The organism is Streptomyces sp. NPDC107454, assembly GCF_055582885.1.
Map to the genome: position 1 here is coordinate 268,784 of NZ_JBVJPA010000011.1, position 12,712 is coordinate 281,495.

The 12,712-nt window shown below is 69.9% G+C and carries 13 protein-coding genes; 9 read left to right on the plus strand and 4 right to left on the minus strand.

The features are described from left to right. Nucleotides 1-135 precede the first annotated feature (135 nt). Nucleotides 136-693, plus strand: coding sequence for a ribosome recycling factor (frr, locus tag ACZ69M_RS28645; protein ID WP_054235439.1), 558 nt, complete (start codon nt 136-138; stop codon nt 691-693). Next, the gene (locus ACZ69M_RS28650; RefSeq protein ID WP_470054209.1) at nt 693-1,823 is read left to right on the plus strand and encodes a phosphatidate cytidylyltransferase; all 1,131 of its coding nucleotides are present in this window, start codon (nt 693-695) and stop codon (nt 1,821-1,823) included. The genes frr and ACZ69M_RS28650 overlap by 1 nt, the downstream gene beginning before the upstream one ends. Before the next feature lie 79 nt (nt 1,824-1,902). On the opposite strand, the gene ACZ69M_RS28655 is transcribed toward ACZ69M_RS28650, so the two are convergent. Further along, nucleotides 1,903-2,268, minus strand: a complete 366-nt coding sequence (locus ACZ69M_RS28655) for a DUF6479 family protein (protein ID WP_470054211.1) — start codon at nt 2,266-2,268, stop codon at nt 1,903-1,905. Nucleotides 2,269-2,536: 268 nt separating this feature from the next. Here ACZ69M_RS28655 and ACZ69M_RS28660 point away from each other — a divergent pair, with 268 nt between their 5' ends. Further along, nucleotides 2,537-2,773: a pyridoxine 5'-phosphate oxidase C-terminal domain-containing protein gene (locus ACZ69M_RS28660; protein WP_470054213.1), complete on the plus strand. Its 237-nt coding sequence runs from the start codon at nt 2,537-2,539 to the stop codon at nt 2,771-2,773. Between the two features lie 39 nt (nt 2,774-2,812). Beyond that, nucleotides 2,813-3,682, plus strand: a complete 870-nt coding sequence (locus tag ACZ69M_RS28665; RefSeq protein ID WP_470054215.1) for an META domain-containing protein — start codon at nt 2,813-2,815, stop codon at nt 3,680-3,682. 268 nt (nt 3,683-3,950) lie between these two features. On the opposite strand, the gene ACZ69M_RS28670 is transcribed toward ACZ69M_RS28665, so the two are convergent. Next, on the minus strand, nt 3,951-4,289 hold the full coding sequence (locus tag ACZ69M_RS28670; protein WP_470054217.1) for a DUF6233 domain-containing protein: 339 nt from the start codon (nt 4,287-4,289) through the stop codon (nt 3,951-3,953). 246 nt (nt 4,290-4,535) lie between these two features. Here ACZ69M_RS28670 and rlmN point away from each other — a divergent pair, with 246 nt between their 5' ends. The 5 genes from rlmN (at nt 4,536) to ACZ69M_RS28695 (ending at nt 10,595) form a co-directional block, all read left to right on the plus strand. Continuing rightward, the gene (gene rlmN, locus ACZ69M_RS28675; protein ID WP_470054219.1) at nt 4,536-5,642 is read left to right on the plus strand and encodes a dual-specificity RNA methyltransferase RlmN; all 1,107 of its coding nucleotides are present in this window, start codon (nt 4,536-4,538) and stop codon (nt 5,640-5,642) included. Between the two features lie 226 nt (nt 5,643-5,868). After that, nucleotides 5,869-6,942 carry a thiamine ABC transporter substrate-binding protein gene (locus tag ACZ69M_RS28680; protein ID WP_470054411.1) on the plus strand — a complete coding sequence of 358 codons (1,074 nt, stop codon included), beginning with the start codon at nt 5,869-5,871 and terminating at the stop codon, nt 6,940-6,942. Next, nucleotides 6,918-8,594: an ABC transporter permease gene (locus ACZ69M_RS28685; RefSeq protein WP_470054221.1), complete on the plus strand. Its 1,677-nt coding sequence runs from the start codon at nt 6,918-6,920 to the stop codon at nt 8,592-8,594. The genes ACZ69M_RS28680 and ACZ69M_RS28685 overlap by 25 nt, the downstream gene beginning before the upstream one ends. Beyond that, complete coding sequence (locus ACZ69M_RS28690; RefSeq protein WP_470054223.1) at nt 8,594-9,784, plus strand: ABC transporter ATP-binding protein; 1,191 nt, start codon at nt 8,594-8,596, stop codon at nt 9,782-9,784. Before ACZ69M_RS28685 ends, ACZ69M_RS28690 begins: the two co-directional genes overlap by 1 nt. 10 nt (nt 9,785-9,794) lie before the next feature. Further along, nucleotides 9,795-10,595 (plus strand): maleylpyruvate isomerase family mycothiol-dependent enzyme, encoded by an 801-nt coding sequence (locus ACZ69M_RS28695; protein WP_470054225.1) that lies wholly within the window; start codon nt 9,795-9,797, stop codon nt 10,593-10,595. Between the two features lie 82 nt (nt 10,596-10,677). On the opposite strand, the gene ACZ69M_RS28700 is transcribed toward ACZ69M_RS28695, so the two are convergent. Both ACZ69M_RS28700 and ACZ69M_RS28705 read right to left on the minus strand, forming a co-directional pair. Continuing rightward, entirely contained in the window at nt 10,678-11,367 is a 690-nt protein-coding gene (locus tag ACZ69M_RS28700) for an LAETG motif-containing sortase-dependent surface protein (RefSeq protein ID WP_470054227.1), read from the minus strand. A 148-nt stretch (nt 11,368-11,515) separates the two neighbouring features. After that, entirely contained in the window at nt 11,516-12,631 is a 1,116-nt protein-coding gene (locus ACZ69M_RS28705; protein WP_470054229.1) for an LOG family protein, read from the minus strand. Between the last annotated feature and the right edge of the window lie 81 nt (nt 12,632-12,712).

The following is a 12,712-nucleotide window of genomic DNA, read 5'->3' on the forward strand; positions in this document are numbered from 1 at the left end:
GGGGATGGACCCTGACCGGGGGATGGACAATGTCCTGCCGGTCCGGAACCGTGCAGGAATAAGACGCGACGCAGCCGGCCGCCACCCCGACGAGGAGCAGCTGCCGGGCCTACTCAAGACACGCAGGAGCAAGTGGTGATCGAAGAGACCCTCCTCGAGGCCGAGGAGAAGATGGAGAAGGCCGTCGTGGTCGCCAAGGAGGACTTCGCCGCGATCCGCACCGGCCGTGCGCACCCGGCGATGTTCAACAAGATCGTGGCCGACTACTACGGCGCGCTGACGCCGATCAACCAGCTGGCCTCGTTCTCGGTGCCGGAGCCGCGCATGGCCGTGGTGACCCCGTTCGACAAGAGCGCGATGCGCAACATCGAGCAGGCGATCCGCGACTCCGACCTGGGCGTCAACCCGAGCAACGACGGCAACATCATCCGAGTGGTGTTCCCCGAGCTGACCGAAGAGCGCCGCAAGGACTACATCAAGGTCGCCAAGACCAAGGGCGAGGACGCCAAGGTGTCCATCCGCTCGGTCCGCCGCAAGGCCAAGGACGCCATCGACAAGCTGATCAAGGACGGCGAGGTCGGCGAGGACGAGGGCCGTCGCGCGGAGAAGGAGCTCGACGACACCACCGCGAAGTACGTCGCCCAGGTGGACGAGCTCCTGAAGCACAAGGAAGCGGAGCTGCTCGAGGTCTGATGAACGACTCTTCCTGGGGGGCGCCGCCACAAGCCGGGTACTGGGGGCCGTCCGAGCAGGGGCCTGTCCAGGGGGCAGCCCCGGCGGGTCCCGCATACGATGCGCATAACGCGCAGCAGACTCGCCCCATGCCCATCGTGCCCGGCGTACCCGCACACGGCGGAGACCAGGATGACGACCGGGGGGCCGCTCGGCTGAGTGGCCCCCTGTTCCGCGACGACACCCCGTCGGCGGGATCCCTCGGGACCCCGTCGCAGAAGCCGCAGGAGCCCATGCCCAGCCCCGTCCCACAACCCGTCCCCGCACCGCAGAAGAAGAGTGCGGGACGCGATCTGGGTGCCGCGATAGGGGTCGGCGTCGGGCTCGGTGCGGTGATCGTCGCGTCGTTGTTCGTCGTCAAGGCCGTGTTCGTCGGGGTCATAGCGGTCGCCGTGGTGGTGGGCCTGTGGGAGCTCACGTCACGGCTCGAGGAGCGCAAGGGCATCAAGGCGCCGCTCGTCCCGCTCGCGGTGGGCGGTGCGGCGATGGTCGTCTCCGGCTACGTCCGGGGCGCCGAGGGCGCATGGGTGGCGATGGCGCTCACCGCGCTGGCGGTCCTGGTCTGGCGGATGACGGAACCGCCCGAGGGCTATCTCAAGGACGTCACGGCGGGCGTCTTCGCGGCCTTCTACGTGCCGTTCCTGGCGACGTTCGTGGCCATGATGCTGACCGCCGACGACGGTCCGCGCCGCGTCCTGACGTTCCTGCTGCTGACGGTCGTCAGCGACACGGGCGCGTACGCGATCGGCTGGCGCTTCGGCAAGAACAAGCTGGCGCCGCGCATCAGCCCCGGCAAGACCCGTGAGGGCCTCTTCGGAGCAGTCACCTTCGCGATGGTCGGGGGCGCGCTGTGCATGCAGTACCTGATCGAGGACGGCACGTGGTGGCAGGGGCTGATCCTGGGCTTCGCGGTCGCGGCCACCGCCACGCTCGGCGACCTCGGCGAGTCCATGATCAAGCGGGACCTGGGCATCAAGGACATGGGCACCTTGTTGCCGGGCCACGGCGGCATCATGGACCGGCTGGACTCGCTCCTGCCGACGGCGCCGGTCGTCTGGCTGCTGCTGGTGCTCTTCGTGGGATCCGGCTGACCTGCGCGCATGTCAATGAGGGGCTCGTCGTCCACGGTGACGGCGGGCCCCTTTTCGTCGGGTGGCCGACGGCCAGGGGTCAGTGGTGACCCAGTCCACCGCTGCCGAACGAGCCGCTGCCGCCGTCGTGCCAGCGCTCTCGCTTCTGCGACGGGCTCGTACGGGTCGACATGTGGGTCAGCTCGTACGGGGTGAGAGCGTGCTGGCCCTTGGCCACCTTGGGTACCTCGGCGGGCTCCCGGACCTCCCGCATCTCGCGGACCGGGCCCCCCTGCGGCACTTGCGGCTGTTCCTCTGCGCGGGGCAGACGCGGTGCGCGGGTCCGCATACGGCAGCTCAGCCAGAAGCTGCCGCCCAGGAGTGTGATGAGTGCCACGGCGATCAAGAACAGCGCCAGGCTGATCAGTCCGCTGGGCTCCGCCAAATACATCGATGCAGTACTCATATAAGGCAAATACCCTCAAATTGCCCAACGAACCAGCCGCCCCGGCAACCACCCCGGCAACTGCCCCGACAGCCACCCCGACCACGCCGGACACCTGGCCGGACGCGTGATCGGGCGCGCGTCGGTCTCCCGCAGCATGGGTCTGTGAACATCGCGAACGACGCGGACAACCCACTCCGGCTGCCTAAGGCAAAGTGCTTGGTCAGCCAGAGAGCTATCGGGTGGACGCGAGCAGACTGTAAAGCTGCCGAGCTCTCAGCCCACCCGGATGTCAGCGCTCGCATCAGCGGAGACGCACGTCGAGGTCGCGAGGGCCAGACCGGGACGCGGTCACGGGCGGGCCCGGCGGGAGCCGCACGCCGCGGGGGCGACCTGGACGCTGTACCGCCTCCCGCCCGAGGATGTGGAGTTCTTCCAGGGCGATACGGCCCGCGGGCACGTACGTCTGGCCTACCGTCGCAAGAACGACTCGGAGGGGTGGTCGCGGCAACTGCTGTGGCCCTGACGGGGCAACCCCGAAGGTGGGTCGGAGGTCTGAATCGGCATGCGCATGTACCGGACCGGCGCCTTTCTCGGCGCACTGCTCGTCGCTCTGCTCACCGTCACCGCGTGCTCGCCCCGGGCGGGGAACGGGGGGAAGGCCCCGGACCGGCCCACGCCGTGGACCATGCCGACGGGGCCGGGCGGTTACGGCGGGCGACTCCTGGGCGCACGCTGGCGGGTCGACTGGGTCACGGTCGACGGGCGCGACATCGACGCACCGCCGGACGCCGGCGCGTGGGTCGAGTTCGGCTACGACAACACGGCCGTGGGCGACTACGGATGCACGCCGTTCAAGTCGTCGGCCACGGTCACCGCCACGACGCTCACCGTCGGTACGGAAACGTCGGGGGCGACGCCGGACGACGCGTGTCCGGCGAAGGAGCGCGCCTTCGAGCAGCGGATGCGGAAGATCTTCACCGGCGGCCCCCTGGCGGTGGCCGAGCGGGTCGACGAATTCTCGATGACCCTGAAGAACCAGAGGGGCGACTATGTCGCGCTGCAAATGCTGTGGCCTCAGGGGCTCTTCGGAGCGCCGTGGCGAATCGAATATCTGAACGTCGCCGACACCCCAGTCGACATGACGGCCGGCAAAGAGGTCTACTTCGTCTTCCACCAGGACGGCACGGTCACTGGAAAGGGAGGCTGCAACGGCTTCAAGGGCCGGGCCGCCTTCGCAGGCGAGCACGTCACGCTGTACCCGCTCACCCGCACCACGCACCGGACCTGCTCACGGAAGATCATGTCCCAGGAGGACGGCCTGCTCGACCAGGACCCGCGCACGTTCTCGGTCGTTGCCTCGCGCGGCATTACCTTCGTAGACCGCACCCCCGGCCTCGACGGCCTCGCCTACAACTTCATCCGGGTGAGGTGACCGGCACACCGCCGCGCCCAGGGGTCTAGATTCACAGTCGGCCCGGCTCGCCGGCCTGGCGGTCCGCACCCGACCCTGAGGGAGCCTCTGGGGCATCCATGGGGAACCAGGGCTTTTCGCGGCCGAAGACCCTGCTCACGTTCTGACTGCCGCGCGGTCTGTAAATCTGCCTACGGTTTGGCGGTGCGGTGTCGGCGATCGTTGCTTCGCCTGTTGCCGTGCGTCCCCTGGCCGTGCCTTAGGCGCGCCGGGGTAGGGGATGGCCGGCTCAGTCGAGGATCCCGAGTTCGCTGTCCGGCCGGCAATGAGAGCAGGCGTCGACTCCTCCGGTGATGGCCCGCAGGGCCTGGTCGCGCGGGATGCCGCGCACGCGCTTGCCGGCCATGTGGCAGCCGCCGACGTGAACCGCTACGGGGGGCCTGTCGCTGCCTATGCCCACTTCGAGCAGCCAGTCGGGTATCGGCGGCTGTACCTGCCGGTCGTGTCGCCGCTCGGCCTCCCGCTGTTCGATGTCGGCGATGCGTCGCTGTACCCGCGTAAGAGAGAGGATCAGCCACGTTTCCAACGTACGAAGCCTCGGTAGGTCCGGCGGCAGATCATCGTTCACATGTTCGATTCTATGGCTGCGGCCCTTGGTGGGCACCTGGCACCCTGAGGGCCCCTTCTTCCGGGCGGGCGCGCGAGTGGGAGACGGGGCGCTCACCTGCGCGGACGTGTGCCAGAAGGCGTGTGCGCCGGGCCGTCCCTGGGCCGTCCGAGGAGGGCCCAGGATGACCAGAGACGACCAATGACGACCACCCCGCACGGCTCGCGGCCCAGGTCACGCGATTCGATCTGCGACACTGGTGTGGCCATGCCTAAGCCCGGAGAACTCACATTCGTCGCCCCCCGCGGAGCCAAGAAGCCGCCGCGGCACCTCGCCGACCTCACGCCCGCCGAGCGCAAAGAGGCGGTTGCCGCGATCGGTGAGAAGCCGTTTCGCGCCAAGCAGCTCTCGCAGCACTACTTCGCGCGGTTCGCGCACGACCCCGCGGAGTGGACGGACATCCCGGCCGCCGCGCGCGGCAAGCTCCAGGAGGCGCTGCTTCCCGAGCTGATGACGGTCGTGCGGCATCTGTCGACCGACCAGGACACCACCCGCAAGACTCTGTGGCGCCTGTTCGACGGCACGCTCGTCGAGTCCGTGCTGATGCGCTACCCGGACCGGGTGACCATGTGCATCAGCTCGCAGGCGGGCTGCGGGATGAACTGCCCGTTCTGCGCCACCGGACAGGCCGGGCTGGACCGGAACCTGTCCACGGGCGAGATCGTGCACCAGATCGTGGACGGGATGCGGGCCCTCAGGGACGGCGAGATCCCGGGCGGCCCGGCGCGGCTGAGCAACATCGTCTTCATGGGCATGGGCGAGCCGCTCGCCAACTACAAGCGAGTGGTGGGCGCCATCCGCGCGCTCACCGACCCCGAGCCGGACGGGCTCGGGCTCTCGCAGCGCGGGATCACCGTGTCGACGGTCGGGCTGGTGCCCGCCATCCACCGGTTCTCCGACGAGGGCTTCAAGTGCCGCCTCGCCATCTCGCTGCACGCCCCGGACGACGAGCTGCGCGACACCCTCGTCCCCGTCAACACGCGGTGGAAGGTGCGCGAGGTGCTGGACGCCGGCTGGGAGTACGCGGCCAAGTCCGGGCGCCGGCTGTCCATCGAGTACGCCCTCATCCGGGACATCAACGACCAGGCATGGCGTGGTGACCGGCTCGGGCGGCTGCTCAGGGGCAAGCCCGTACACGTCAACCTCATCCCGCTGAACCCGACACCGGGTTCGAAGTGGACCGCCTCGCGGCCCGAGGACGAGAAGGCCTTCGTCGAGGCGATCGCGGCTCACGGGGTGCCGGTGACCGTCCGGGACACCCGGGGCCAGGAGATCGACGGAGCCTGTGGTCAGCTCGCCGCCACCGAGCGGTAACCTGGCGAGGTCCCATCACATCTTCATATTCCGACAGGGGAGCGCCACAGCGCTGAGAGTGCGGTAGCCGGAGCATCGGTGGGCCGCAGACCCTCTGAACCTTGCCCAGGTCATTCTGGGTAGGAAGTTCGGGCATCACTCAAGCTGTTGCGCCCTGCCCGGGAACCTTCCGAGGATCCCGGGCAGGGCCGCGTCTCTTCCTGGTCATCCCAGGAGGAATTCAGTGATCACCAAGAGGACGACCACGGCCGCCGTCATCGGGCTGGGCCTCGTCACGCTGTCCGCGTGCGGGTCCTCCGACAGCGGCGGTGCCGGGGACTCCAAGACCATCACGCTCGTCAGCCACGACTCGTGGGCCGTGTCGAAGAGCGTGCTGGAGGACTTCGAGAAGCAGTCCGGGTACAAGGTCAGGGTCCTCAAGGACGGTGACGCCGGGCAGGCCGTCAACAAGGCCATCCTCACCAAGGACAACCCGCAGGGCGACGTCTTCTTCGGCGTCGACAACACCCTGCTGTCCCGCGCGCTCGACAACGGGCTGTTCCAGTCGTACGAGGCCAAGGGCTCCGACCAGATCGTCCAGCAGTACCGGATCGACCAGGACAGGCACCGGGTCACGCCCATCGACTCCGGTGACATCTGCGTCAACTACGACAAGGCCTACTTCAGCAAGCACAAGCTGGCCCCGCCCGCCTCCTTCGACGACCTGATCAAGCCCGCGTACAAGAACCTCCTCGTCACCGAGAACGCGGGCACGTCCTCGCCCGGCCTCGGCTTCCTGCTCGGGACCGCCGCGAAGTACGGGGACGACGGCTGGCAGGACTACTGGAAGAAGCTCAAGGCCAACGGCGTGAAGGTGGTCGACGGCTGGGAGCAGGCCTACAACGACGAGTTCTCCGGGTCCGCGGGCGGCAAGAAGGCCAAGGCCGACCGGCCGCTGGTCGTCTCGTACGCCTCCTCCCCGCCCGCCGAGGTGATCTACGCCGACCCGAAGCCGAAGACCGCGCCGACCGGGGTCGCGAGCGGCACCTGCTTCCGCCAGGTCGAGTACGCGGGGCTGCTGAGCAACGCGAAGAACACCAAGGGTGGCAAGGCGCTTCTCGACTTCCTCATCAGCGTCGAATTCCAGGACGACATGCCGCTGAACATGTTCGTGTACCCGGTCCGCGAGACCGCCCAGGTGCCCGAGGAGTTCGTGAAGTTCGGCCCGCAGGCCAAGAACCCCGAGACCCTGGCCCCCGCCAAGATCGCCGACAACCGTGACCAGTGGGTCAAGTCGTGGACCTCGCTCGTACTGAAGTAGCGCCTCGAAGGAGCCGCAAGGAGAGCGCGACGCGGATCGGGCTGATGGCCCTGCCCGTCGCGTTCTTCGCCGTCTTCTTCGCCTATCCCGTCACAGCGATCGTCGCCCGGGGCCTCAGGATCGACGGGGCCTGGCGGTTCGGACGGATCGGTGAGGTGCTCGCGCAGTCCGACATCCGGCACGTCCTGTGGTTCACCACCTGGCAGGCGCTCGCCTCGACGGCGCTGACGCTGCTGATCGCGCTCCCCGGCGCGTATGTCTTCGCGCGCTTCGATTTCAGGGGCAAGCAGGTGCTGCGGGCGGTGGTGACCGTCCCGTTCGTACTGCCGACGGTCGTGGTCGGTACGGCGTTCCTGGCCCTGGTGGGCCGGGGCGGACTCCTCGACCAGCTGTGGGGTGTACGGCTGGACACCACCGTCTGGGCGATTCTGCTCGCGCACGTCTTCTTCAACTACGCGGTGGTCGTACGGACCGTCGGCGGGCTCTGGTCGCAGCTCGACCCGCGTCAGGAGGAGGCCGCGCGGATGCTGGGTGCCTCCCGGTTCGCGGCCTGGCGCAAGGTGACGCTGCCCGCGCTGAGCCCGGCCGTGGCCGCCGCCGCGCTGATGGTCTTCCTGTTCACCTTCACCTCGTTCGGTGTGGTGCAGATCCTCGGCGGGCCGACCTTCTCCACCCTCGAGGTCGAGATCTACCGGCAGACCTCGGAGATCTTCGACCTCGCGACCGCGGCGGTGCTGACGATCGTCCAGTTCGTGGCGGTCGGCGCGATCCTCGCCGTGCACGCCTGGACCGTACGCCGCCGGGAGACCGCCCTGCGCCTGGTGGCTCCGGAGGTGACCGTGCGCAGGCCGCGCGGGGCCGGCCAGTGGGCGCTGCTGGGCGGGGTCCTGGCGAGCATCCTCGTTCTTCTCGTCCTGCCGCTCGGGGTACTGGTCCAGCGGTCCCTGGACGCACCCGGCGGCTACGGATTCGCGTACTACAAGGCGTTGACCTCGGCCGACAGCGGCATCTTCCTGGTGGCGCCGATCGCGGCGATCGGCAACTCGCTGGAGTACGCGCTGGCCGCCACCGCCATCGCCGTCGTGATCGGCGGTCTCGCGGCCGCCGCCCTTACCCGGCGTACCGGGCGTCTCGTACGGGGTTTCGACGCGCTGCTGATGCTGCCGCTCGGCGTGTCCGCCGTGACCGTCGGCTTCGGCTTCCTGATCGCGCTCGACGAGCCGCCGCTGGATCTGCGCTCCTCCTGGATCCTGGTGCCGCTCGCGCAGGCCCTGGTGGGTGTCCCCTTCGTCGTACGCACCATGCTGCCGGTGCTGCGGGCGGTGGACGGCCGTCTCCGGGAGGCCGCCGCCGTCCTCGGAGCCTCGCCCTGGCGGGTGTGGCGGGAGGTCGATCTGCCGTTGGTGCGGCGGGCGCTGCTGATCGCGGCGGGGTTCGCCTTCGCCGTGTCGCTGGGCGAGTTCGGGGCGACGGTTTTCATCGCGCGACCCGACAACCCGACCCTGCCGGTCGCCGTGGCCCGGCTGCTCGGGCGCGCGGGTGACCTCAACTACGGCCAGGCGATGGCCCTTTCGACGATCTTGATGGTGGTGTGCGCGGTGGCCCTGCTGCTGTTGGAACGCATCCGCACCGACCGGACGGGGGAGTTCTGATGGCGCGACTCGCGAAGCAAGCGACGCAGGAGGCGCAGGGGGTGCAGGGGGTGCAGGGGGTGCAGGAGGCGCAGGGGGTGACGACGGAGAGTCCCCGGACCCGGACCCAGGCCCCTGACCGGACCCAGGACCGGACCCGGGCCCAGACGCGCGAGGCCCTGCTGCGGGTTGAGGCCGCGACCGTACGTTTCGGCGGTCGGCCGGTGCTCGACGCCGTCGGCCTCGACGTCGCCGAGCACGAGATCGTGTGTGTGCTCGGACCGAGCGGCAGCGGCAAGTCCACGCTGCTGCGGGCGGTGGCCGGACTGCAGTCGCTCGACACGGGCCGCGTGCTCCTGGCCGGACGCGACCAGGCAGGCGTGCCCGCGCACAAGCGGGGTGTCGGGCTGATGTTCCAGGACCATCAGCTCTTCCCGCAGCGGGACGTGGGCGGCAATGTCGCCTTCGGGCTGCGGATGCATGGCGCGTCGAAGGAGCAACAGGGCGCACGAGTCGAGGAGTTGCTGGAGCTGGTGGGGCTGCCCGGAGCCCGCGCACGCGCCGTCGCCGCGCTCTCCGGCGGTGAGCAGCAGCGGGTCGCGCTGGCCCGTGCGCTCGCCCCGCGCCCCCGGCTGCTGATGCTCGACGAGCCGCTCGGTCAGCTGGACCGTTCGCTGCGGGAACGGCTGGTCGTCGAACTCCGCCAGCTCTTCGGCGAGTTGGGCACGACGGTGCTCGCCGTCACCCACGACCAGGGCGAGGCCTTCGCGCTCGCCGACCGGGTCGTGGTGATGCGCGAGGGACGGATCGCCCAGTCCGGTACGCCACTTGAGGTCTGGCAGCACCCGGCGGACGAGTTCGTGGCCCGTTTCCTCGGCTTCGACAACGTGGTCGCGGCGACGGTGCGCGATCGGCTCGCGGACACCCCGTGGGGGACGGTCCCGGTGCCGGAGGGCACCGCGCAGGGCCCTGGCACGCTTCTCGTACGGCCCGCCGGGGTGCGGCTGGTCGACCCCGCGGACGGGCTGCGCTGCACCGTGGCCGCACGCACCTTCCGGGGCACCCACGTCGCCGTACAGCTGAAGCCGGAAGGCGCGCCGCCCATTGAAGCGGCGTGCGCGCTGCGGGAGGCGCCCGCGCCCGGTGACGAGGTCGGCGTGGCGTTCGAGGCCGCCGAAATCGTGGTGCTCGGGGAGCCGTCGGCGCCCTAGGGTGCGGATCATGACGCTACTCGCACATGACCGCTACTGCGACGCGATCGAGCTGGAGGTGCGGCGGCTGAGAGACGTGGTGACGTCCGGGGCCGACCTGTCCGCGACCGTGCCGACCTGCCCGGACTGGTCGCTGGAGCGGCTCGTGCGGCACACGGGCGGGGCGCTGCGCTGGGTCGAGCTCATCGTCCGCACGAAGGCGCAGGAGAATGTCCACGACGAGCAGGTGCCGCTCCTGGAGGGACCCGCCGCCGAGGGAGACCCCGCCGCGCTGGACGCCTGGCTCGCCGAGACCGGCGAGATGCTCGTCGCCGCGCTGCGCGAGGCGGGGCCCGACACCAAGGTGTGGGCCTGGGCCGGGGACCTCAGCTCCGCCTTCTGGGCCCGCCGGATGACGCACGAGCTGGTGATCCACCGTGCCGACGCGACGCTGGCGGCCGGGCTGCCGTACGAGGTGGCGCCCGATGTGGCCGCGGACGCGATCGACGAGTGGCTGGGGATCATCGAGTTCGTGCAGCGGACGCGGCCGCACGATGCCGCCGCGGCCGAACTGCGCGGCCCGGGCCGCAGCATCCACCTGCACGCCACCGACACCCCGCCCGAACTCGACGCCGAGTGGGTCATCGAGCTCACCGAGGAGGGTGTCGTCTGGCGCCGGGACCACGAGAAGGCGACCGTCGCGCTGCGCGGCCCGCTCACCGACATCCTGCTCGCCTTCTACCGCCGACTGCCGTTGGACGACGGGCGGTTGGAGGTGCTGGGAGAGCGGGAGCTGCTGGACTTCTGGCTGGAGCGGGCGACCTTCGGCTAGCCGGCGTACCCGGAAAGGCGTGTGGCCCGCCCCCTTCGAGAGGGACGGGCCACACGTTTCACACAGACGTACGGTGTGCGGTTCAGCTCGACTTCGAGGCGCCGCGGCGACGCATGCCGAAGAACACCGCTCCGCCGCCGACCACCACGAGGGCACCGGCGATACCGGCGATCATCGGGGTGTTGGAGTTCGCACCGGTCTCGGCGAGGTTGGAGCTACCGGCCGCGGGGGACGGGGCGTTGTCGCCCGGCGTTGCGGGCGCGGCGCTGCTCTCCGACTCCGACGGGTTCGCGGAAGGCGTCCCGGAGGAGGCGGGTGAGGACGGGGTCTGCGACGGCTTCGGAGTCTCCGAGGCCGACGGCGACGGCGACTCGGTCGCGCAGGCCGTGGACGGAGCGGTCACGTTGCCCTTGATGTCCTCGTCGACCAGGTTTCCGGCCTTGACGTGGACGCGGTACGTGGCGTTCGGCTTCCAGTCCTCGGCGAAGGTGATGGTGACACCCGCGCGCGAGCCCTTGACCTCCTGCTGGCCGACCTTCTGCACGTCGGCACCGTTGTTCTCGAGGAACACGGAGATGACCGCCGGAGTGCCGGAGGCATCCACGTCCGTGACGGAGATGATGCCCTTGGTGCCGTCGCACTTGGCTTCGGCGGAGAACTCACTGATGTTGCAGGCAAGGGCGTTGCCCGCGACGCCGAGCGCGAGCGCGGCCGTGGCGGAGGCAACACCGAGGATTCGCACGGAACGTGCGGTACGGCGAGATATGGACACGATTGCCCTTCACAGAATGCGCAACTGCGGGGGGTTTAAGGGGGGTTCTGCTGTGTCAACAGGGCCCCTCGGGCCCCACAGGTTTATAAGCGCCACCTAAGGGCTGTCAATGCATATGCCCAGCCGTGTCACCGGCTTTGCCTTGTCATTAACCGCCGAGGCGTTTGAGCGCGTCCGGTGCCTCCTCGATCCGGTCCACCAGGGCGATCCGGGACGCCATCGACCGTTCGTGGGCGAGGGATTGGAGAAGGGGCCAAGTGGGGTGTTTCTCGGTCCAATGCGCACGGTTCACGAGAACCATGGGGGTGGGCTCACCGCGCGACTCGTAGTAGTTCGGCGTCGCGTTGTCGAAGATCTCCTGTACGGTCCCGGCGGCGCCCGGCAGGAAGACGACCCCCGCGTTCGAGCGGGCCAACAACCCGTCCTCCCGGGTCGCGTTGGCGAAGTACTTGGCTATGTGGGCGGCGAAGGCGTTCGGCGGCTCGTGGCCGTAGAACCAGGTCGGGATGCCGACGGAGGGGCCGCCGTCCGGCCAGCGCTCGCGCACGGCGAAGGCGGCGCGCGCCCAGTCGCCGATGGAGGGGGTGAACGACGGTGCCTCGGCGAGGAGCCGGAGCGCCTCGGTGAGCATCTCGTCGTCGAACGGGGCGGCGTACGCGCCGAGGTTCGCCGCCTCCATCGCGCCGGGGCCGCCGCCGGTGGCGACCATGAGCCCGGCACGCGCCAGTTCGCGCCCCAGGCGCGCGGCGCCCTCGTACGCCTCCGTGCCGCGTGCCATCGCGTGACCGCCCATCACGCCCACGACTCGGGTGCCGACGAGGAGTTCGTCGAGCGCGTCCGACACCGAGTCGTCGTGGATCGCGCGCAGCATCGAAGCGAAGACGTCGCCGTCGGCCTTGGTCTGCTGGAACCAGGCGTAGGCGAGGGCATCCGGGGTCGCCTCGTAGCCCTCGTCGAGTGAAGCGAAGAGCTCGTCCGGGGAGTAGAGCAGCCCGCGGTAGGGGTCGAAGGGCAGCCCGGGTATGGGCGGGAAGACGAGCGCGCCGGTGGCCCGTACCCGTGCCGCCGCCGCGGGGTCCATCGGGCAGCCGAGGAAGACGGCGCCCGCGCTGTCCACGCCGAGCAGGGCGTCCGTACGGTCCGTCAGATCCACGGCCTGGACGCGGAACCGGGCGAGCGAGCCGTGCTCCGAGACGACCTTGTCGAACTCGGCGAGGGACTCGATCTCGCGGTCATGGGTGGCGTGAAGGGGAGTTGGCTGCACGCGGCCATGCTAGGGGTGGGTTCTTCGGCGGCGGGCGGCGGTCTCCCCTGTGAGGGGGACACGCGCGTGGGTGTCCCCCCC

Bases quoted from the DNA above. Each gene is read 5' to 3' on its own strand.
- ACZ69M_RS28695 (WP_470054225.1), top strand. From the start codon at position 9,795: ATGACGCTACTCGCACATGACCGCTACTGCGACGCGATCGAGCTGGAG.
- ACZ69M_RS28650 (WP_470054209.1), top strand. From the start codon at position 693: ATGAACGACTCTTCCTGGGGGGCGCCGCCACAAGCCGGGTACTGGGGG.
- ACZ69M_RS28660 (WP_470054213.1), top strand. From the start codon at position 2,537: ATGTCAGCGCTCGCATCAGCGGAGACGCACGTCGAGGTCGCGAGGGCC.
- ACZ69M_RS28690 (WP_470054223.1), top strand. From the start codon at position 8,594: ATGGCGCGACTCGCGAAGCAAGCGACGCAGGAGGCGCAGGGGGTGCAG.
- ACZ69M_RS28655 (WP_470054211.1), bottom strand. From the start codon at position 2,268: ATGAGTACTGCATCGATGTATTTGGCGGAGCCCAGCGGACTGATCAGC.
- rlmN (WP_470054219.1), top strand. From the start codon at position 4,536: ATGCCTAAGCCCGGAGAACTCACATTCGTCGCCCCCCGCGGAGCCAAG.
- ACZ69M_RS28665 (WP_470054215.1), top strand. From the start codon at position 2,813: ATGCGCATGTACCGGACCGGCGCCTTTCTCGGCGCACTGCTCGTCGCT.